The 21,389-nt window shown below is 69.4% G+C and carries 16 protein-coding genes and 1 pseudogene; 14 read left to right on the top strand and 3 right to left on the bottom strand.

Annotated elements, in window-relative coordinates; all coding sequences use genetic code 11:
* Positions 1-19 precede the first annotated feature (19 nt).
* The 10 genes from ABVN73_RS09015 (at position 20) to ABVN73_RS08970 (ending at position 13,300) form a co-directional block, all read left to right on the top strand.
* Complete coding sequence (locus ABVN73_RS09015; RefSeq protein ID WP_035675142.1) at positions 20-1,171, top strand: Gfo/Idh/MocA family oxidoreductase; 1,152 nt, start codon at positions 20-22, stop codon at positions 1,169-1,171.
* Between the two features lie 15 nt (positions 1,172-1,186).
* Positions 1,187-2,359, top strand: coding sequence for a dihydrodipicolinate synthase family protein (locus ABVN73_RS09010; RefSeq protein ID WP_353857693.1), 1,173 nt, complete (start codon positions 1,187-1,189; stop codon positions 2,357-2,359).
* Between the two features lie 162 nt (positions 2,360-2,521).
* Entirely contained in the window at positions 2,522-3,400 is an 879-nt protein-coding gene (locus ABVN73_RS09005; protein ID WP_353857692.1) for a sugar phosphate isomerase/epimerase family protein, read from the top strand.
* 213 nt (positions 3,401-3,613) lie between these two features.
* On the top strand, positions 3,614-4,933 hold the full coding sequence (gene urtA, locus ABVN73_RS09000; RefSeq protein ID WP_353857691.1) for an urea ABC transporter substrate-binding protein: 1,320 nt from the start codon (positions 3,614-3,616) through the stop codon (positions 4,931-4,933).
* Positions 4,934-5,133: 200 nt separating this feature from the next.
* Entirely contained in the window at positions 5,134-6,738 is a 1,605-nt protein-coding gene (urtB, locus tag ABVN73_RS08995) for an urea ABC transporter permease subunit UrtB (protein ID WP_353857690.1), read from the top strand.
* Between the two features lie 4 nt (positions 6,739-6,742).
* Positions 6,743-7,882 (top strand): urea ABC transporter permease subunit UrtC, encoded by a 1,140-nt coding sequence (gene urtC / locus ABVN73_RS08990; RefSeq protein WP_353857689.1) that lies wholly within the window; start codon positions 6,743-6,745, stop codon positions 7,880-7,882.
* A gap of 6 nt (positions 7,883-7,888) precedes the next feature.
* Positions 7,889-8,635, top strand: coding sequence for an urea ABC transporter ATP-binding protein UrtD (urtD, locus tag ABVN73_RS08985; protein ID WP_035675131.1), 747 nt, complete (start codon positions 7,889-7,891; stop codon positions 8,633-8,635).
* Between the two features lie 174 nt (positions 8,636-8,809).
* Positions 8,810-9,505 (top strand): urea ABC transporter ATP-binding subunit UrtE, encoded by a 696-nt coding sequence (gene urtE, locus ABVN73_RS08980; RefSeq protein WP_353857688.1) that lies wholly within the window; start codon positions 8,810-8,812, stop codon positions 9,503-9,505.
* A gap of 196 nt (positions 9,506-9,701) precedes the next feature.
* Complete coding sequence (locus tag ABVN73_RS08975; protein ID WP_353857687.1) at positions 9,702-11,102, top strand: dipeptidase; 1,401 nt, start codon at positions 9,702-9,704, stop codon at positions 11,100-11,102.
* Between the two features lie 506 nt (positions 11,103-11,608).
* Positions 11,609-13,300: a methyl-accepting chemotaxis protein gene (locus tag ABVN73_RS08970; protein ID WP_353857686.1), complete on the top strand. Its 1,692-nt coding sequence runs from the start codon at positions 11,609-11,611 to the stop codon at positions 13,298-13,300.
* A 97-nt stretch (positions 13,301-13,397) separates the two neighbouring features.
* Here the strand turns inward: ABVN73_RS08970 and ABVN73_RS08965 are convergent, their stop codons facing one another.
* A complete protein-coding gene (locus ABVN73_RS08965) occupies positions 13,398-15,857 on the bottom strand; it encodes an ankyrin repeat domain-containing protein (RefSeq protein WP_353857685.1) in 2,460 nt (819 codons plus the stop codon).
* Positions 15,858-16,076: 219 nt separating this feature from the next.
* Here ABVN73_RS08965 and ABVN73_RS08960 point away from each other — a divergent pair, with 219 nt between their 5' ends.
* The gene (locus ABVN73_RS08960) at positions 16,077-16,976 is read left to right on the top strand and encodes an ROK family protein (protein WP_353859473.1); all 900 of its coding nucleotides are present in this window, start codon (positions 16,077-16,079) and stop codon (positions 16,974-16,976) included.
* Positions 16,977-17,068: 92 nt separating this feature from the next.
* Positions 17,069-17,398, top strand: a complete 330-nt coding sequence (locus tag ABVN73_RS08955) for a hypothetical protein (protein WP_353857684.1) — start codon at positions 17,069-17,071, stop codon at positions 17,396-17,398.
* Positions 17,399-17,643: 245 nt separating this feature from the next.
* Here the strand turns inward: ABVN73_RS08955 and nagA are convergent, their stop codons facing one another.
* Positions 17,644-18,831, bottom strand: coding sequence for an N-acetylglucosamine-6-phosphate deacetylase (nagA, locus tag ABVN73_RS08950; RefSeq protein ID WP_353857683.1), 1,188 nt, complete (start codon positions 18,829-18,831; stop codon positions 17,644-17,646).
* Positions 18,832-19,320: 489 nt separating this feature from the next.
* On the opposite strand from nagA, the gene otsB reads away from it, so the two are divergent.
* Positions 19,321-20,166, top strand: a complete 846-nt coding sequence (gene otsB, locus ABVN73_RS08945; RefSeq protein WP_353857682.1) for a trehalose-phosphatase — start codon at positions 19,321-19,323, stop codon at positions 20,164-20,166.
* Here otsB and ABVN73_RS08940 read toward each other — a convergent pair.
* Positions 20,156-20,964, bottom strand: a pseudogene (locus tag ABVN73_RS08940) (IS5 family transposase). The gene otsB and the pseudogene ABVN73_RS08940 sit on opposite strands and share 11 nt — an antisense overlap.
* Before the next feature lie 170 nt (positions 20,965-21,134).
* Between ABVN73_RS08940 and ABVN73_RS08935 the strand changes: the two are divergent.
* Positions 21,135-21,380 carry a hypothetical protein gene (locus ABVN73_RS08935; RefSeq protein WP_353857681.1) on the top strand — a complete coding sequence of 82 codons (246 nt, stop codon included), beginning with the start codon at positions 21,135-21,137 and terminating at the stop codon, positions 21,378-21,380.
* Positions 21,381-21,389: the final 9 nt, after the last annotated feature.

Here is a 21,389-nt window from a genome sequence, read left to right as displayed (position 1 = left end):
CCCCTAGGGAGTCCCCGACATGAGCACGAAGCGCCTTGGTATCATCATGCATGGCGTGACCGGCCGCATGGGCATGAACCAGCACCTGATCCGGTCGATCCTCGCCATCCGGGCGCAAGGCGGCGTCACGCTGTCCGACGGGTCCCGCGTCATGCCGGACCCCATCCTGGTCGGGCGCAACGCCGAGAAGATCCGCGAACTGGCCCAGCGCCACGGCGTGGAGCGCTGGACCGACAATCTGGACGCGGCCCTGGCGAACCCCGACGACACGATCTTCTTCGACGCCGGCACCACGCAGATGCGCCCGACGCTGCTGGAGGCGGCGATCCGCGCCGGCAAGCACGTCTATTGCGAGAAGCCCATCGCCACCAACCTGGAGGAGGCGCTGCGCGTCGTCCGGCTGGCCGAGGAAGCCGGGGTGAAGAACGGCACCGTGCAGGACAAGCTGTTCCTGCCCGGCCTGCAGAAGCTGAAGATGCTGCGCGACAGCGGCTTCTTCGGGAAGATCCTCTCGGTGCGCGGCGAGTTCGGCTATTGGGTGTTCGAGGGCGACTGGCAGCCGGCGCAGCGCCCCTCCTGGAACTACCGGGAGGAGGACGGCGGCGGCATCATCCTCGACATGGTCTGCCACTGGCGCTACGTGCTCGACAACCTGTTCGGGCAGGTGAAGAGCGTCTCCTGCCTGGGCGCCATCCACATCCCGGAACGCTGGGACGAGCAGGGCAAGCGCTATCAGGCCACCGCCGACGACGCGGCCTACGCCACCTTCGAGCTGGAGGGCGGCGTCATCGCCCACATCAACTCCTCCTGGGCGACGCGGGTGTACCGCGACGATCTGGTGACCTTCCAGGTGGACGGCACCCACGGCTCGGCGGTCGCGGGCCTGAGCGACTGCGTGATCCAGCCGCGCCAGGGCACGCCGCGCCCGGTGTGGAACCCGGACCAGAAGCAGACCATGGACTTCTACGCGACGTGGCAGCCGGTGCCCGACAACCAGCCGACCGACAACGGCTTCAAGACGCAGTGGGAATCCTTCATTCGCCACGTCGTCGAGGACGCCCCCTTCAACCACGGGCTGATCGAGGGCGCCAAGGGCGTGCAGCTCGTCGAGGCCGCGCTGAAGAGCTGGAAGGAGCGCCGCTGGGTCGACGTTCCCTCCCTGACCGCCTGACCGGAGATTCCGTCCATGGCATTGACCATCAAGCTGCCGCGCGCCGACCGGTCGTTGGAGGCCTACGAGGTCGCCCCGGCGCGGGGCTTCCCCGCCCGCACCGACCGGCCCCTGAACCGCGTGGCCTACGCCGCCGCGCACATGGTGGCCGACCCGCTGGCCGACAACGACCCGTGGCTGACCCCGGCCATCGACTGGGACCGCAGCATAGCCTTCCGCGAGCATCTGTGGGACCTCGGCTTCGGCGTGGCCGAGTCGATGGACACCGCGCAGCGCGGCATGGGGCTGGACTGGAACGCCTCGCTGGAGCTGATCCGGCGCTCCCTGACCGCGGCGAAGGCGCGCGGCAACGCGCTGATCGCCTGCGGGGCGGGCACCGACCATCTGGCGCCGGAGGACGCCCGCTCGCTCGACGACGTGATCCGCGCCTACGAGACGCAGGTCGCCGCGGTAGAGGACCTTGGCGGGCGGGTGATCCTGATGGCGTCGCGCGCGCTCGCCCGCGTGGCCAGGGGGCCGGACGATTATGTCCGCGTCTACACCCGCATCCTCTCCCAGGTGCGTCAGCCGGTGATCCTCCACTGGCTGGGCGACATGTTCGACCCGGCGCTGGCCGGTTACTGGGGAACCAACGAATTCCCGGTGGCGCTCGACACGGCGGTCGGCATCATCAACGACTTCGCGGCCAAGGTCGACGGGGTGAAGATCTCCCTGCTCGACAAGGACAAGGAGATCGTCATGCGCCGCCGGCTGGCCCCCGGCGTGCGCATGTACACGGGCGACGACTTCAACTACGCGGAGCTGATCGCCGGCGACGCGGAGGGCCATTCCGACGCGCTTCTGGGCATCTTCGACGCCATCGCCCCGGCGGCGGCGGCGGCCTTGGCCGAGCTGGCGGCGGGCGAGGAGGGGCGCTTCCACGCGATTTTGGAGCCGACCGTCCCGCTGTCCCGCCACATCTTCAAGGCGCCGACCCGCTTCTACAAGACCGGGGTGGTCTTCATGGCCTACCTGAACGGCCACCAGGACCATTTCACGATGATCGGCGGGCAGGAGGGCACGCGCTCCACCCTGCATCTGGCCGAGATCTTCCGGCTGGCCGACAAGGCCGGACTGCTGCGCGACCCGGAGGAGGCGGTGTGGCGCATGGCCGACGTCCTGGCCGTCCGCGGCATCGAGGCGGTGTGAGGTAAGGGTAATTCCCTCTCCCGTCTCGGGAGAGGGAAGGGGCCCGCGCGATGCGCGGGAAGGGTGAGGGTGCCGCCAAGGATCAGCGCCTCGATCCTCGCGCTACCCTCACCCGCCCGCTGCGCGGGCACCCTCTCCCGGGGCGGGAGAGGGCATTTCGAAATGAGGACCACGATCATGCGCGACTTCTCCGGCGATCATCGCTGGCTGTCCATCAACACGGCCACGGTGCGCAAACAGGGCGACCTGCTGCAAATCCTCGACGCCTGCGCCCGCCATGGCATCCGCGCCGTCTCCCCCTGGCGGGATCAGGTAGCCGCGGTGGGGCTGGACCGCGCCGTGCGGGTGGTGAAGGAACTGGGCCTGGAGCTGTCCGGCTATTGCCGCGGCGGCATGTTCCCCGCCGATCCCGACCGCCGGGCCGAGGTGCGCGACGACAACCGCCGCGCGGTGGACGAGGCGGTGGCGCTGGGCGCGCCCTGCCTCGTGCTGGTGGTCGGCGGGCTGCCGCAGTTCTCCCGCCCCGGCTCGCCGCCGTCCAAGGACATCGCGCTGGCCCGCGCCCAGGTGGAGGACGGCATCGCCGAACTGCTGGAGCACGCCCGCGGCGCGGGGATGCCGCTCGCCATCGAGCCGCTGCACCCGATGTACGCCGCCGACCGCGCCTGCGTGAACACGATGGGCCAGGCGCTCGACCTCTGCGACCGGCTGGATCCGCAGGGCACCGGCGCGCTGGGCGTCGCGGTGGACGTCTACCATGTCTGGTGGGACCCCGAGCTGGAGGCGCAAATCCGCCGGGCCGGCCGGGATCGCCTGTGTGCCTTCCATGTGTGCGATTGGCTGGTGCCGACCGCCGATTTGCTGGAGGACCGCGGCATGATGGGCGATGGAATGATTGACATACCAATGATCCGCCGCTGGGTGGAAGCCGCTGGATTCCAAGGCTATTCCGAGGTCGAAATATTCTCGCGCCGGTGGTGGGCACGACCTTTGGATGAGGTGCTGGGTGTCTGTGCCGAACGGCATCGGTCTTCGGTGTGAAGTGCCGCCTAAAAATCAGTCAATCCGGCGCAAGTGAGCAAAATTTGATCATTAAACGGAGCCATGCATAATTCGTAAGCGAATACTGGGCCGCAAGGCGCCGCGGAATCCCTGAGCCGGCCGCTGGCCGGCACGTCGTGGCATCACATTTGCGAAGGACACCCCCGTGACGCCTGAGGCGGGCGTCAGACCAAAGAACGGGGGGTATTCACAATGTTCAAGACGGGGTTCCAGTCGGGCTTCAAGACCGGTCGCACCCTTGCGGCGGCCGCCGGCCTTGCCGTCACGTTCGCGGCGGGCTTCGCCGCCCCGGCGTCGGCCCAGGACACCATCAAGGTCGGCATCCTCCATTCCCTGTCGGGCACCATGGCGATCAGCGAGACCACGCTGAAGGACGTCATGTTGATGCTCATCGAAGAGCAGAACAAGAAGGGCGGCGTTCTCGGCAAGAAGCTGGAGCCGGTCGTCGTCGATCCCGCCTCCAACTGGCCCCTGTTCGCCGAGAAGGCGCGCGAGCTGATCAGCAAGGACAAGGTGGCCGCGGTGTTCGGCTGCTGGACCTCGGTCAGCCGCAAGTCCGTCCTGCCGGTCTTCGAGGAGCTGAACAGCATCCTGTTCTACCCGGTGCAGTATGAGGGCGAGGAGTCCTCGCGCAACGTCTTCTACACCGGCGCCGCCCCGAACCAGCAGGCGATCCCCGCCGTCGACTATCTGGCGGAAAAGGAAGGCGTGCAGCGCTGGGTTCTGGCCGGCACCGACTACGTCTATCCGCGCACGACCAACAAGATCCTGGAAACCTACCTGAAGTCCAAGGGCGTGAAGTCCGAGGACATCATGATCAACTACACCCCGTTCGGCCACGCCGACTGGCAGAACATCGTCGCCGACATCAAGAAGTTCGGCTCCGCCGGCAAGAAGACCGCCGTCGTCTCGACCATCAACGGCGACGCCAACGTCCCCTTCTACAAGGAGCTGGGCAACCAGGGCGTCAAGGCGCAGGACATTCCGGTGGTCGCCTTCTCCGTGGGTGAGGAGGAGTTGGCCGGCATCGACACCAAGCCGCTGGTCGGCCATCTCGCCGCCTGGAACTACTTCATGTCGGTGGACACGGCGGAGAACAGCGACTTTATCAAGAAGTGGCAGGCCTTCACCAAGAACGACAAGCGCGTCACCAACGACCCGATGGAGGCCCATTACATCGGCTTCAATATGTGGGTGAAGGCGGTCGAGAAGGCCGGCACCATCGACAGCAACGCGGTGATCGACAGCCTCGTCGGCGTCGCCGTGCCGAACCTGACCGGCGGCTATTCGGCCATGCTGCCGAACCACCACATCACCAAGCCGGTGCTGATCGGCGAGGTGCAGGAGAACGGCCAGTTCGAGACCGTCTCCAAGACGCCGGGCCTCGTGGCCGGCGACGAGTGGTCGGACTTCCTGCCGGACAGCAAGGACCTGATCTCCGATTGGCGCGCCCCGATGTCCTGCGGCAACTTCAACGTGAAGACCGGCAAGTGCGGCGGCAAGGGGTCGTGAGGACCGCCTGAGCATCTGAACGCCTCTTGGTAACTGTCTGCGTGATGCCCCCTCCCTAACCCTCCCCCGCTTCGCAGGGGAGGGGATTGCTCCCTCTCCTGCGACAGCGGGGGAGGGAAGGGGCTCGCGGCGTAGCCGTGGGAAGGGTGGGGGCAACGCCCTTTTCCAAAAACGACTTCCGACACATCACAGGAACCGCGATGCACCGCGCATTCTGCTGGCTGCTGGCCGCGTTTCTGGCGCTGGCCGCTCCTGCCTCCTTCGCCGCCGATCTGACTCCGCTGGTCCGCGGCCTGGGCGCCGGCAGCTACGCCGAGACCGAAAAGGCCATCGCCGGGCTGGCCGAGACGGGCGATCCCGCCGTCGTGCCGGTGATCGAGGCCCTCCAGGCCGGCGACCTGCACGTCCGCAAGGCGGACGGCGCCGTGGTCGTCGCCAAGCGCGCCGGCAACGGCTACGCCCTGACCGACCCGTTGACCGGCGCCGCGCTGGGCGAGGCGGACCGCAACGCGGTCGAGAAGATCCGCATCAACAACGCCCTGCGCCGCACGATCAGCGCGACGCTCGGCGCGCTCACCCTGATGAGCCCCGACGCCAACACGCGCCGGCAGGCCGCCGAGGCGGTGTTCAAGAGCCGCGACGCCAACGCGCTGGACGCGCTGAACACGGCGCTGGCCAAGGAAACCGACGAGCGCGTCCGCCGCGCGATGACCCAGGCGCGGGCCTCCGTCCTGCTGGCCGGGGACGCGCCCGACGCCGACAAGATCGCGGCCGTCGCGGTGCTTCAGGAGCGCGGCGACCAGGACGCGCGGGCCCTGCTGAACGGCGCCGCCAACACGGGAAGCGACGCGGTGAAGGACGCCGCGACGAAGGCCATCGCGTCGGTCGAGCAGCGGCTCGCCCTGTGGGGGGCCGCCCAGAATCTGTGGTACGGCCTGTCGCTCGGCTCGGTGCTGCTGCTGGCGGCGATCGGGCTGGCCGTCACCTTCGGCGTCATGGGCGTCATCAACATGGCGCACGGCGAGATGGTGATGATCGGCGCCTACGCCACCTTCCTGGTGCAGGAGGCCTTCCGCCAGTGGGCGCCGGGCCTGTTCGACTTCTCCATCCTGGTGGCGCTGCCCGTCGCCTTCCTCGTCTCCGGCGCGGTCGGCGTCGCCATCGAGCGCAGCGTGATCCGCTGGCTCTACGGGCGTCCGCTGGAAACGCTGCTGGCGACCTGGGGCCTGTCGCTGGCGCTCCAGCAGGCGGTGCGCTCCATCTTCGGGCCGACGAACCGCGAGGTCGGCGCCCCCTCCTGGATGTCCGGCGCCTTCGAGCTGGGCGGCCTGACCATCACCTACGGGCGGCTGTGGATCGTCGTCTTCGCCTTCCTCGTCTTCGGCGCGCTGCTGGTGGCGCTGCGCAAGACGTGGTTCGGGCTGAGCATCCGCGCCGTCACCCAGAACCGCAGCATGGCCAACGCCATGGGCATCCGCACGGCGCGGGTGGACGCGCTGACCTTCGGGCTCGGCTCCGGCATCGCCGGGCTGGCCGGCGTGGCGCTGAGCCAGATCGACAACGTCAGCCCCAACCTGGGCCAGGGCTACATCATCGACAGCTTCATGGTCGTGGTGTTCGGCGGCGTGGGCAACCTGTGGGGAACGCTGGTCGGCGCGCTGGCGCTTGGCGGCGTCAACAAGTTCCTGGAGCCCTACGCGGGCGCGGTGCTGGGAAAGATCCTCGTGCTGATCTTCATCATCCTGTTCATCCAACGGCGTCCGCGCGGCCTGTTCGCGCTGAAGGGCCGGGCGGTGGAGGCCTGATCCGATGCTGACCCGTTTCTTCCTGATGGGCCTGGACAAGAAGGCCGGCGTTCTGCTGACCGTCCTGGCGGTGCTGGCCGTGGCGGTGCCGGTCATGGCGCTGGGCACCGCCCCGGATTCGCCCTGGCACCTCTCCACCCACACGGTGGCGCTGCTCGGCAAGTATCTGTGCTTCGCCTTGCTGGCGCTGTCGCTCGACCTCGTCTGGGGCTTCGTCGGCATCCTGTCGCTGGGGCACGCCGCCTTCTTCACGCTCGGCGGCTACGCCATGGGCATGTACCTGATGCGGCAGATCGGCTCGCGCGGCATGTACGGCAACGCCGACCTGCCGGACTTCATGGTCTTCCTGAACTGGACGGAGCTGCCCTGGTACTGGCACGGCTTCGACCAGTTCTGGTTCGCCGCGATCATGGTGATGCTGGTGCCGGGCCTGCTGGCCTTCGCCTTCGGCTGGTTCGCCTTCCGCTCGCGGGTCACCGGCGTCTATCTGTCGATCATCACGCAGGCGCTGACCTTCGCGCTGATGCTGGCCTTCTTCCGCAACGACATGGGCTTCGGCGGCAACAACGGCCTGACCGACTTCAAGGAGATCCTGGGCTTCGACATCCAGGCCGCCTCGACCCGCGTCGGGCTGTTCGTGGCGACGGTGGTGGCGCTGGCGGCGGGCTACATTCTCGCCTCCGCGGTGGTGGCGTCCAAGCTGGGCAAGGTGCTGATCGCCGTGCGCGACGCCGAGAGCCGGGTGCGCTTCCTGGGCTACGAGACCGACCGCTACAAGCTGTTCGCCTGGACGCTGTCGGCCTGCATGGCCGGCGTGGCGGGCGCGCTCTACGTGCCGCAGGTGGGCATCATCAACCCGTCGGAGTTCTCCCCCGCCAGCAGCATCGAGGCGGTGATCTGGGTCGCCGTCGGCGGGCGCGGCACGCTGGCCGGGCCGGTGCTGGGCGCGGTGCTGGTGAATTTCGGCAAGAGCTACTTCACGGCGGCGCTGCCGGAGCTGTGGCTGTTCGCTCTGGGCGGCCTGTTCGTCCTGGTCACCCTGTTCCTGCCCAAGGGCATCCTCGGTCTGGCGGCGCAGCTCCGCGACCGGTTGCCGGCGCGCGCCACGGTCACCGCCAAGCCGGCGGACCAGAAGGGAGTCTGAGACGACATGAGCACCGAAGACACCCTGCTGTATCTGGACGGCGTGTCGGTCAGCTTCGACGGGTTCCGGGCGCTGAACAGCCTGTCGCTGGTCATCGAGCCGGGCGAGATGCGGGCGATCATCGGCCCGAACGGCGCCGGCAAGACGACCATGATGGACGTCATCACCGGCAAGACCCGCCCTGACACCGGCACCATCCTGTTCGAGGGCCGCACCGACCTGACCAGCCTGCGCGAGCCGGCCATCGCCAATCTGGGGATTGGCCGCAAGTTCCAGCGCCCCACGGTGTTCGAGATGCACACGGTCTGGGACAATCTGGAACTGTCGCTGAAGGCGCCGCGCCGCCCGCTGAAGACGCTGACCTATTCGGCGACGCGGGAGGACCGGGCGCGGATCGAGGAGATCCTCGACATCACCCGCTTGTCGCCGCGCCGCGACCGCCCGGCGGGCAGCCTGTCGCACGGCGAGAAGCAGTGGCTGGAGATCGGCATGCTGCTGGCCCAGGACCCGAAGCTGCTGCTGGTCGACGAGCCGGTGGCCGGCATGACCGACGCCGAGACCGAACAGACCGCCCATCTGCTGAAGGACATCGCCGGCAAGCATTCGGTGATCGTCGTGGAGCACGACATGGTGTTCGTCCGCGAGCTGGGCGTGAAGGTCACGGTGCTGCACGAGGGCTCGGTGCTGGCCGAAGGCTCGCTCGACACGGTGAGCGCCAACAAGCAGGTCATCGACGTCTATCTGGGCCGGTGACCGCCAACGACAATCCCTCTCCCGTCCCGGGAGAGGGTGCCCGCGCAGCGGGCGGGTGAGGGTCGTGCAAGGATCAAGGCACTGTTTCTTGCCGGCACCCTCACCCTCCCATGCTGCGCATGGGTCCCTCCCTCTCCCGGGGCGGGAGAGGGGTTTTGTATCAGAGGAAGTTGCATGCTCGACGTACGGTCTGTCGATCTCCATTACGGTGCGGCGCAGGCTCTGCGCGGCGTGTCGCTGACGGCGGAGGTGGGGAAGGTCACCTGCCTGCTGGGGCGCAACGGCGTCGGCAAATCCTCGCTGCTGCGCGCCATCGTCGGGCTGAAGCCGGTGACCGGCGGCACCATCGCCTGGGACGGCGGCGACATCACCAGGCTCGCCCCGTCGGAGCGGGCGCGGCGCGGCATCGCCTATGTCCCGCAGGGGCGCGAGATCTTCCCGCTGCTGACGGTGCGGGAGAACCTGCTGACCGGCTACGCGCCGCTGAAGCGCGCCGACCGCTCGATCCCCGAGGAGGTGTTCGAGCTGTTCCCGGTGCTGAAGTCCATGCTGGACCGCCGTGGCGGCGACCTGTCGGGCGGGCAGCAGCAGCAGCTCGCCATCGGGCGGGCGCTAGTGACGCGGCCCCGGCTGCTGGTGCTGGACGAGCCGACCGAGGGCATCCAGCCCAGCATCATCAAGGACATCGGGCGGGCGATTTCCTACCTGCGCGACAAGGGCACCATGGCGATCCTGCTGGTCGAGCAGTATTTCGAGTTCGCCCGCGATCTGGCCGACGACTGGGCGGTGATGGAGCGCGGCGAGGTCATGCTGGCGGGCAGCCGCGACGGGCTGGAGGAGAGCGAGGTCCGGCGGTATCTCACCGTCTGACCCGCCTGCGTCCGGGGCATCCTCGCGAGGGCGGAGCCGCGGTTCCGCCATCCTGTGCTTCCCGTGGCGGGCACCGGGAACGCCGCTGTCGCGAAGATGGCACGCGAGGATGGCACCCTTGCGCTTTGTGGAGCTTGGCGCGGGACCGCGATGCGCTACCATCGGTGCCAGTCATTCACACCGAAGGCAGTTCCGAATGTCGAGCGTCCTGTCAGCCGACCCCGTTCTCCAGCAGGTTGACCGCAGTTTCGAAGAGTCCCTTGGCCGCCTCTGCGACCTGCTGCGCATCCCCAGCGTCAGCACCGATCCGGCCTACAAGGGCGACGTGCGCCGCGCCGCGGACTGGCTGGCGCGCGAGCTGAGCGGGCTGGGCTTCGACGCCTCCGTGCGCGAGACGCCGGGCCATCCCGCGGTCGTCGCCCACCATCCGGGGCCGGGCGGTCAGGATGTGCCGCACATCCTCTATTACGGCCATTACGACGTGCAGCCGGCGGAGCCGCTGGAGCTGTGGAACAGCCCGCCCTTCGAGCCGGCCATCGTCGAGGCCGAGCATGGCCGCCGCATCGTCGCCCGCGGCGCGGTGGACGACAAGGGCCAGGTGATGACCTTCATCGAGGCCTTCCGCGCCTGGCACGCCGTGCACGGCACCTTGCCGATCCGCGTGACCGTCCTGCTGGAGGGCGAGGAGGAGACCGGCAGCCCCAACCTGCTGCCCTTCCTGAAGGCCAACGCGGAGGAGCTGAAGGCCGACGTCTGCGTCATCACCGACACCAACGCCTGGAACATCGACACCCCGGCCATCACCACCCGGCTGCGCGGCCTGCTCTACGTCGAGGCGACGCTGCATGGGCCGAGCCACGACCTGCATTCCGGCATGTTCGGCGGCGCGGTGCTGAACCCGATCAACGCGCTGACCCGCATCCTCGGCCAGATCCACGACGAGGACGGGCGCGTCCGCTTCCCCGGCTTCTACGACGACGTGGCCGAGCCCACGGACGAGGAGAAGGCGATGTGGCGCGACCTCGGCTTCGACGAGAGCGCCTTCCTGGCCGGCGTCGGGCTGAAGACCCCGGCGGGGGAGGCCGGGCGCAGCGCGCTGGAACGACTGTGGTCGCGCCCGACCTGCGACATCAACGGCATCTGGGGCGGCTACACCGGGGAGGGGTCCAAGACGGTCATCGCCTCCAAGGCCTCGGCCAAGCTGTCCTGCCGCCTCGTGCCGGCCCAGGACCCGCAGAAAATCCTGGCCGGGATCAAGAGCTTCCTGGAGGAGCGCACGCCGGCGGACGGGCGGTGGGAGTTCAAGGTGTTCGGCAAGTCGCCGGGCGTCCAGGTGCCGACCGACAGCCCCTATCTGCGCGCCGCCATGGCGGGGCTGGGCGACGTCTTCGCCAACAAGCCGGCGCTGGTCGGCAGCGGCGGCTCGATCCCGGTCGGCGGCTACATCCGGCAGGCGCTGGGCTTCGACTCGATCTTCGTCGGCTTCGGGCTGGAAGACGACCGCATCCATTCGCCCAACGAGAAGTTCGAGGTGAAGTGCCTGCACAACGGCATCCGCTCCCACGCCGCCATGCTGGCCCGCTTCGCGGCTCTCTGAGCCGTTCCGATCCGCACGTCTTCGTGGTTCAGCCCGCGGCCGCGCTTTGCGCGGCCGCGGCTTTTTTGTGCCCATGGCACCGGCAGAAGATCTGCGACCCTCCCGCGAAAAAACATTTCTCAAATAAGCAACTTTGCAAAAACACCAATATAACAAACAAAAATAAAAAAGATCGTAGCTTTCCCTAAGTTTTAAGGGCTGATTTACTTATACCGTGAGACAAAAGAAGCGCTGAATGCAGTGCTGATGGGCGCCGGTAAGGCTGCGCCAAATGTCCAGGATTCCGGTGGCCTGGATAAAGGGGCGCTGTTCAGCCGTTATCGAGATCGAGCGTGTGGCCTGTGTGCTCGCGCGTTGAGGCAATTCCTGTATGGCCCGCGATCCTGCCAGGATTGCGCGTGTCATCGCGGGCGGCCCCTCCGCGGCGCGTGGAAAATCAACGAAAAGAGAACTGCTGCACAAGGCGGCGCGCTGGATTGCTTTGGAATCCGTGGAGGGAAGGTCGCATGTCTTTTCTGTCGAACATCACGATAAAGACGAAGATCGTGTCTTCGTTTTCCATTCTTGTCCTGTTCATCATCGGCCTGGGTCTTTTCAGCATCGACCGCATTTCGACGGTGAATGACGCGGGGAAGGACATCCGCGACAACTGGCTGCCGAGCGTTGGCGAGATTGCCCGGCTCACCGACTATTTCGAGTTCTACCGCATTCTGGAGTCCGTGCACATCCTAACCATTGAGCAGGCCCAGCAGGCGGAGGAGGAGAAGACCATGGCGGTGGCTCTTGAAAACTTCCGGGACGCCGCCCGCAAATATCAATCCATGCTGACGCCCGGCTATGAGACCGAGACGTTCCAGAAGCTCATGGGCCATTGGGAGCGTTACCAGGAAATCAGCCAGCGGAAGATACTTCCGCTGTCCCGGGAAAATCGCAACGACGAGGCGACCGCGCTCTACAAGGGCGAATCGCGCGTCGAGTTCCGCAAGGCCCAGGCGCTCATGCGCGATCTCATCCAGTTCAACGTCCGCAACGGCCGGATCGCCGCCGACCAGGGCGAGGCGACCTACGGATCGAGCAAGACCCTGCTCATCGTCGCGATCGCCGTCGTGACCCTCCTCGGCGCCGTGATGGGGCTGGCGATCATCGCCGGCGTCTCCAAGCCGATCCAGCAGCTCACCGGGGTGATGAACCGGCTGGCGGGGCGCGAACTGACGGTCGCCGTGAACGGCGCGGAGCGCAAGGACGAGCTGGGCGCCATGGCCCGCGCCGTCCAGGTCTTCAAGGACGGGTTGATCGAGGCGGACCGGCTGGCCGTCGCCCAGGCGGCGGAGCAGGCGACCAAGCAGCGCCGGGCCGAAGCCGTGGACCGGCTGGTGAACCGCTTCGGGGACTCCTCGGCGGCGTCCCTGCGCACGGTGGCCGCCGCCGCGTCGGAGCTGGACGCGACCGCCCACAGCATGACCTCCATGGCCGAGCGCACCAACGTCCAGGCCACCGCCGTCCAGGCGGCGGCGGAGCAGACCAGCGCCAACGTCCAGACCGTCGCCTCCGCCACCGAGGAGATGGCCAGCTCCATCCGCGAGATCGGGACGCAGGTGGCGCGCTCCTCGGAAATCGCCGGAGAGGCGGTGGCGCAGGCGACCCGCACCAACGAGACCGTGCGCGGTCTGGTCGAGGCCGCCCAGAAGATCGGCGAGGTGGTCAGCCTCATCACCAACATCGCCAGCCAGACCAACCTGCTGGCCTTGAACGCGACGATCGAGGCGGCGCGGGCGGGCGAGGCCGGCAAGGGCTTCGCCGTCGTGGCCGGCGAGGTGAAGCATCTCGCCGCCCAGACCGCCAAGGCCACTGACGAGATCGCCGCCCAGATCGCCGCCATCCAGAGCGCAACCGACGGCGCGGTGCGCGACATCTCGGCCATCGGCGGCATCATCGGACAGATCAACGACATCTCCACGGCCATCGCCGCCGCCATCGAGGAGCAGGGGGCGGCGACCAACGAGATTTCCCGCAACGTCCAGGAGGCCGCGGCGGGCACCCATCAGGTCTCGGGCAGCATCACGGAGGTCACCATGGCCGCCGGAGAGACGGGGGCGGCGGCCGGTCAGGTGATGAGCGCGTCGGGCGAACTGGCCCGCCAGTCGGAAACGCTGCGCAAGGAGATCGAGAGCTTTCTGGCGGAGATCAAAGCCGCCTGACGCTGCAGCGCTTCGGGGAAGCGGCTCGGCGGGATCGACATGCGAAAACGGCGGGCGTCCCCGGGGGCGCCCGCCGTTTTCGTGCTTGGCTCGCCGGTCAGTGCGGCTTCAGCGCCTCGACCACCTGCATGTGGCCCTGCAGCGCGCCGAGCGTGAGGGCGGAGTTGCCGGCGGTGTCCATGCGGAACGGGTTGGCGCCGCGCTCCACCAGCATCCGGGCCACGCGGTCGTGGCCGTTGTTGGCCGCGTACATCAGGGCCGACCAGCCGTGGCTGGCCACCCGGTCCACCGACACGCCGCGGTCGACCAGGATCTTCACCACCCCTTCATGGCCGCGGGCCGCGGCGGCCATCAGGGCGGTCTTGCCGTCGTCGTTGGTGGCGTCGAGTTCGGCCCCGGCGGCGGCCAGCGCGTGGATCACCGCCTCGTGCCCGCCCCAGGCGGCGTACATCACCGCGGTGGCGCCGTCGGCGGTGCGCAGCTCGGTCTTGGCCCGGCGGTCGATCAGCAGCCGCACCGCGTCGGTCAGGCCCTGCTCGGAGGCCAGCATCAGCAGGGTCTTGCCGTTGTCCACCCGCTTGTTCGGATCGGCGCCGCCGTCCAGCGCGCGCTTCAGCTCGTCGGTGCGCTGCATCAGGGCGATGGCGCCGTCGCGGCTGTCCAGGCCGGGCCGGACCTCCGCCTTGGCCGGCGGGGTGCCGGACGCCGCGGCGACTCCCGTGGAGGCGGTTGCGGCGGGAAGCACGCGCCCTTCGCCGGCCGCCTTGATGCGGTCGCGCAGGTCGCCGGTGTTGGGGGCGACGATCAGCGCCCGCTCGTAGAAGCGCCGGGCCTCGTCCCAATTGCCGTCGCGCTCGGCCAGCGACGCCCAGCGGCGGTAGGTCTCCTCCATGGTCGTCAGGAGTTCCTGGATCTCGGGCGTCGCCGGGGCGATCTCGCGCAGCCGCGACACCGTCTCATAGGCGTTGTTGTTCGGCGGCGTGGTCAGCAGCTTGGCGGCGATCTGCCGGCGGGCCTGATCGACCAGGGTGCGGACGCGCGGGTTCAGGCCGTTGTCGCTCGCCGAGAAGGGCGTGGACGCCGTGGGGGTGGCGGGCTGCGGCATCGCCGGGGCGGCCATCTGCGGCGCCGGCTCGTCGACCAGCGGCGGCAGGGTGGCGGAACCGGTGGGGCCTTCGCTCTGCTCCGTGCGGTACTCCGTCGCCCGCGGCTTGGGCGGCGCGGTGTTCTCCACGGCCAGCGGATCGGCCGCCGGAGGCTTCGGCGCCTGGGCCGCCGGGGCGGCGGGCGGCTGCTCCGGCTTCGCCGCCACGACCGGGGTCGGAGACGGCGTGGGGGGCGTGGCCGACACAGGGGGCGTGGCCGGCGGGGTGGACACGGTCCGAGCGGCGGGCGGCGGAGCGTCGGCCCTGGTCGGAGCTTGCGCCGGAGTCGGCGACGGGCCGGCGACCGGCACGCCCGCCTCGGCGGGGAGGGACGCGAGGTACGGGTTCTGCGGCCGGGCGACCGCCAGCGTGTCGGGGCCGCGGCTGCCCAGGCCGGGCTCGTCCGCGAACGGCCCGAACGGAATGTTCACCCGCTCCGTCACGAAGCCGCGGAGGTCGTGCCAGCCTTGCCGGGCGTAGTCGAGCGCCCGTTCGGGGGTGGCTCCGGGAACGGTCAGGGCCACGCCGGCGCCGGCGGCGCCGAGCAGGATCAGGGTGGTGATCGCCGCTCCGGCCAGCGCGGCGCGGCGGCGCGGGCGCTTGACCGGCAGATCGGCGACCGGGGCGCCGGCCTCGGGGATCGTCCAGCCGTCCGGCGCGTCCCAGTCGTTGGCCGGCCAGTCGTTGGCGTCGCGTTCCGCCGCCCGGCGCGGCGGCGGGGGAGCGGCGCGCGGCGGAGCGATCGCCGGCCCGGCGGCGGGTCCGACGGACGGCGCGGCGGAAGGGCCGGCGGACGGAATGGCGACGGTGGGGGTGACGGACGGGCCGGCGCCGGGCGTCATGCGGTAGATCACGCCAAGCTCGCGCACCGCTTCGGCCAGCCCGGGGCGCGCCAGGGTCCGTTCCATCTCCGGCGTGCCGCAGAGCAGGACCTGGAGGAAGCGCCCGCTCGGCGTCTCGGAGCGGGTGAGGTCGATCAGGTCGGCGAGCGTCGGGGCGGCCAGCACGCCGGCGTTCTCCACCGCCAGCAGGCCGGTCCCGGCGAGGTCCAGCCGCTCCTCAAGCTCCTCGATCAGCGTGTCGAAGTCGCGGTCGTCGCTGTCGGAGGGCAGGGCGGCGTCACCGGCGGCGGACACCAGATCCTCCACCTGCGCCCCGGCGCTGGCGGCGACCGGAAGCACGAGCGCCCCATCGGAGCCGACCTGCTCGACGAGCTGGTGGAAGACCGCGGCCCGTCCGGACCCGGCCTCGCCGACCAGCACCAGCAACCGTTTGCGCGCCAGCAGGGCCAGCAGAAGGCCGTCGAAGACCTCCGTCTGGTCGGGGCGCAGGCCGGTGGCCTGGGGTTGGGGCTTCGCCTTCGCCGCAGAGCGATTCGAGGATGGCGTGGCTTTCGGAGCGGAACGGTCCATGGGGGCGCGCGCAATCCAATTGATGGGATGTGACACTCCTGACTCTAGTGGTCCGCCGCCGTCCTGCGACGGTGCAAAGGGACGGGACCGCCACCTCTTATGGAGGAGGCGCGCGTCGGGATGGCTGATTCGGGCGGAACGCTGCGCTATAGGGGGGACTGCTTTTCCACCCCCTTCACTGTCCACCCGCGCTGGGAGTCCGACATGGGCATGGGTCCGATGCGAATCGGCGTCGATCTGGGCGGCACCAAGATCGCCGCCACCCTCCTGGCCCCCGACGGGACGGAGCGGGCGCGGCACCGCGCCGACACGCCGCGCGGCTATGCGGAGACGCTGCAGGCGCTGGCCGGCACCGTGGCCGCGCTGGAGGAACAGGCGGAGTGCCGGGGCGCCACGGTCGGGCTGTGCCTGCCCGGAATCGTCGACGCCGCCGCGGGAACCGTGCGCGCGGTCAACCTGCCCTGGCTGGACGGGCGGCCCTTCGCCGCGGACTTGGCTCGGGCGCTGGACCGTCCGGTGCGGATCGCCAACGACGCCAACGCCTTCGTCCTGTCGGAGGCGGTGGACGGCGCGGCCGCGGGGGCGACGCTGGTCTTCGGCATCATCCTCGGCACCGGGGTCGGGGGCGGGATCGTCGCGGACCGCCGCATCCTGGCCGGCGCCAACGCCCTGGCCGGGGAGTGGGGGCACAACCCGCTGCCCTGGCGGACGGCGGAGGACGGCCCGCCGCTGCTCTGCGGCTGCGGGCGGGAGGGCTGCATCGAGACGATGCTGTGCGGCGCCGGGCTGGCCCGCCTGCACCATTGGCGCACGGGGGAGACGCTGGCCCCGCCCGAGATCGCCGCCCGCGCCAGCGCCGGCGACGCGTCGGCCCGGGCGACGGTGGACCGTCATGCCGATGCGCTGGCCCGCGCGCTGGCCGCTGTGGTCAATCTGCTCGATCCCGACGCGGTGGTGGTCGGCGGCGGCCTGTCGGACCTGCCGGGGCTGTACGAGGCCGTGCCGGCCCTGTGGGGTCGCTGGGCCCTGAGCCCGGCGCCGCGCACCCGCTTCCTCCGGGCGCGCCATGGCGCCGAAAGCGGTATGAGGGGGGCGGCGTGGCTCTGGCCCAAGGGGTGAACCCCTGGTCCGCGGCATGATGCCTAAGGGCAATGTCTCTAAAATGGCGCAGCTTTTGCTCTATACCCTCCGACACGGAAGGGAGAAGGCCCATGTTCGGCTTCATCATGGGATTTCAGAAGGGGCGGCGCGGGTCTTCGCTGCAAACTGCAAATCAAAATGCCTATCGCACTATGCAGAAGGCGGCGCCGTCGCACCCTGCGAACGGCGTACTGGCCAAACGTCAGCTGGAGGAAGCCTGTGTTCTTCTTCAGGACGCCGCCGAAGACCTGGAGGCGGTCCTGTCGGGAATGCCTGTGCCGGCCGGCCGGGCCGACCTGAACGAGGCGATCGGCACGATCATGGAGACGTTGAGGCTGGTCGCCTCCGCCCACGCGCGGCTGGAGCACCCGCAGATCCATGGTGGCGCGCTGGCCGACTGACGGGATTGGTGGGGAGCCGAACGGGCGGGTCCGGAACGCGAAAGGGCGGCTCCGCCGGGGAGCCGCCCTTTCGCATGTCCGGAGACCCGAACTCCGATCACTCGGAAACGGTCTGCCAGAAGAAGAACAGGACGGCCAGAACCATCAGGGCGATGTCCATGGGTAACTCTCCTCGAAGCTGCGTGTGAGGGTCGAAATTCTGGCGCCTCTATACGACAGTTTTGCGCGCGCGTGCAGGGGGTGTTTCACGAAAGCGCCATTTTGCCGCCGACCCAGGTCGCCCGCACCCGCAGCCGCTCGTCGAGATGCACGAGATCGGCGGCCAGACCCGGTCGGATGCGGCCACGCCGTCCCGTCATGCCCATGAAGTCGGCCGGATAGGCGGAGGCCATGCGCAACGCCTCGTCCAGCGGGATGCCGACCCGCTCCACGGCGTTGCGCACCGCCGTCGCCATGTCCAGGGCGGAACCGGCCAGCGTGCCGTCGGCGGTGACGCAGCGCCCGTCCTCCACCCGGATGTCCTCGCCGTAGAGCTGGAAGCCGACGGCCTGGTGCGTGTCGAGCGCACCGACCGGAGGCATGGCGTCGGTCACCAGGAACAGGCGGCCGGGGGCCTTCGCTTTCCAGGCCAGCCGGACGGAGGCGTCGTGGACATGGTGCCCGTCGACGATGATTCCGCACCACACCGCGTCGTTCTCCAGCGCGGCCCCGACCATGCCGGGCTCGCGCGAGCCGAGGGGACTCATGGCGTTGAACAGGTGGGTCACCCCGGTGATGCCGGCGGCGAAGCCGGCCTTGGCCTGTGCCCAGGTGGCGGCGCTGTGGCCGGCGGCGATGCGCAGCCCGGCGGCGGCGAGCCGGCGGATCGGCTCCGGCGGAACCGCCTCCGGCGCCAGCGTGACCAGGGCCGGCAGGCCGGAGAGGCCGCCGAGCAGGGCGAGGTCGTCCGCGTCGGGGGGCGCGATGAAGAGCGCGTCGTGGACGCCGCGGCGCTCCGGCGCGATGTGCGGGCCTTCCAGATGGATGCCGAGCACCCCGGGCATTCCCTCCGCCATGGCGGCGCGCACCGTGGCGACGGCGACGGCGCGCTTTTCCGCCGAATCGGTGATGAGGGTGGGCAGCAGGCCGGTGGTGCCGAAACGGCGGTGCGCCTCGGCGATGCGGCGCAGCGTCGGCAGGTCGGGCGTGTCGTTGAACAGCGCGCCGCCGCCGCCATTCACCTGGAGGTCGATGAAGCCGGCAGCGAGGATGCCGCCGCCCAGATCCGTCACCGCGGCCTCCGGCGGGATCGACTCGGGCGTGATGATGGCGGCGATTGCCGGGCCGTCGATCAGCAGGGCGGCGCCCGCCAGCACCGAGTCCCCGGTGTGGAGCGTGGCGTTGACCAGCGCCTTGAGCGGCCGGTCGGCGGCGGGGCTGTGTGCGTGATTCAAGTCGGCACCCGATGGGCTGCGGCGGGGAGCGGCGGTGGGCCGACAGAAAAACCCGGCGGGGCCTGCGGCGCAAGGGGGCGTCGCGCGGACAAAACCCTTCGCTCCGTGAGGATTATGCCGCTGGAATTGTTGGGGTATGGTGTTTGTTAGGGATTGCCAGAAGGGACAGGTTTCTGGCAGAAAAAAGGCCGCTGACGAACAGCGGCCTGAGTTTAGGGAGGAAACGCCCAAGAAGGGCGAAGCAGCAATCTCTTGCTGCGCTGCAAAATTAACAAAGATCTCAGGTGGGTGAAAACCCTGAAGCAATGGCCCCTTGCGGGGCCGTTGCTTTTTCCGGGGTCGCTGTGACCGGAGAGTCACAATTGTATCGGGTGCGATAACAGTGTTGGGTGACGCATCCGGACCCTAAGGCGCGCTTTCCCGTTGTTCCGATCGTGCGCCGGTGCGACCGCATCCGCCGATGCCCGCTGACGATGAGGAGAGCCGCCCGTGACCGACCAGCCGTCCCCCGCTTCCACCGAAGGCAAGCCGTCGGCGCTCGTCCGGTTCGACGCCTTCGCGGCGATGCTGGGCGACCGGCGGCCCGCCGTCTTCCTCGACTATGACGGGACCCTGACGCCCATCGTGGAGCGGCCCGATCTGGCCATCCTCGACGACTCCGTGCGCGCGGTGATCCGGCGGTTGGCCGGACTGTGCCCGGTGGCGGTGGTCAGCGGGCGCGACCTCGACGACGTGGCCCGCCATGTCGGGATCGACGACCTGATCTACGCCGGCAGCCACGGCTTCGACATCCGCGGCCCCGGCCTGCGCACCCAGGTCGGCGAGGAGTATCTGGGCGATCTCGACGCCGCGGAGGCGGACCTGTTGCGGCGCCTTGGCGGCGTGGAGGGCGCGCTGGTCGAGCGCAAGCGCTTCGCCATCGCCATCCACACGCGGCGGGTCGCCGCGGAGCGCAAGGCGTCGGTCGGCGACGCGGTGCGGGAGGTCGCGTCGGCCTTTCCGGCACTGCGCGTCACCGGCGGCAAGGAGATCCACGAGTTGCGGCCCAACGTCCCCTGGGACAAGGGCAAGGCGGTGCTCTCGCTGCTCGACAGGCTGGGGCTGGCGGGGCCGGAGACGCTGCCGCTCTATCTCGGCGACGACGAGACGGACGAGGACGCCTTCCGCGCCCTGGCGGCGCGCGGCGAGGGGCAGGGTGAAGAAAAGGGGGTCGGCATCCGCGTCATGGACCCGCCCGCCGTCAGCGCCGCCGCCTGGAGCCTCAAGGACCCGGCGGAGGCCGGCGCCTTCCTCGACCGCCTGGCCGGCTGGCTAGGCCCTGTTCTCAAACCCTGAGCCATAGCCGGATAGCCGCGATGTGGACCATGGCGAGGTAGTTGGCGGCGAGTTTCTCGTATCGGGTGGCGATGCGACGGAACTGTTTGAGGCGGTTGATCAGGCGCTCGATGGCGTTGCGGGAGCGATAGGCGGCCCAATCCACCAGAGCACAGGGCTTCTGGCTGGAGGGCTGTGGGATCACCGCCCCGATCCCGCGCCGACGCAGGTAGTGGCGGATGGCTTGGCTGGAGTAGGCGCGGTCAGCGACCACGCGCTCGGGTCTTTGCCGCGGTCGTCCGCCTGCCACTCGGCGCACCGCGACCGCCTCCATCAGCACCGTCAACGCGCTCTGGTCGGCGGCTTGACCGGGGCTCAGCACGAAGGCGAGCGGTTGGCCGTGGCGGTCGGCGCGCAGGTGGATCTTGGTTGAGAAGCCGCCGCGCGAGCGGCCAAGCGCTTGGTTCAGCTGCCCCCTTTTGCGCCGGCGGCGTGCTGGTGGGCGCGGACCACCGTGCTGTCGACTTGGTGCAGGCTCCAGTCCAACTTGCCGGCCTCATCCGCCTCGGCTTGGACCAGTTCCAACACGCGCTCCCATACCCCGGCCTTGCGCCAGCGGTAGAAGCGGTTGGCCGCCGTCTGCCAGGGACCGTACTCGGCCGGAAGATCGCGCCAGGGCGAGCCGGTGCGGTTCACCCACAGGATCGCCCGCACGGTGCGCTCCAGGTCCCGCGCCGGCCGGCCCGTCCACGGGCGTTCCGGCGGAAGCAGCTTCAGCAAATGCTCAAGCTGCTCATCGCTCAGTTCAGATCGTGCCATCCCCCTTCAACAGGGCACAGCCAAACCCTCACAGCCTTTGAGAACAGAACCTAGCGGAAGGCTGAGCGACTCCCGCGCTTCCCAAAGGCCGCTCCCCGAAGGCCGGTCGCCATCGCTTTTCCGACGAAAAAGGGGTAGGGTGGGCCGCAGGTCAATCGAGGGTCACCACCATGGACATCGGCGCGCCCGGCGCACCGCGGATGCCGTCCCTGCCCGACGCCCAGGCCTCCGCCCTGGCGGGGCTTCAAGGCGCCCAGTCCCGTGCCGACGAGGCGGGCGCGCAGCTCGCCGCCGGCAATCTCGACCCGGCGGTGGTGGTCAGCCTCTCTTCCGCTCAGACCGACTTCGCCGCCAACGTCAAGGTCATGCAGGCCGCGCAGGAGAACACCAAGCGCGTCCTCGACATGCTGGTGTGAGGCTTCTCA

This window comes from Azospirillum formosense (genome assembly GCF_040500525.1).
Taxonomy (GTDB): domain Bacteria; phylum Pseudomonadota; class Alphaproteobacteria; order Azospirillales; family Azospirillaceae; genus Azospirillum; species Azospirillum formosense_A.
This window is presented reverse-complemented; position numbering and strand designations above follow the sequence as displayed.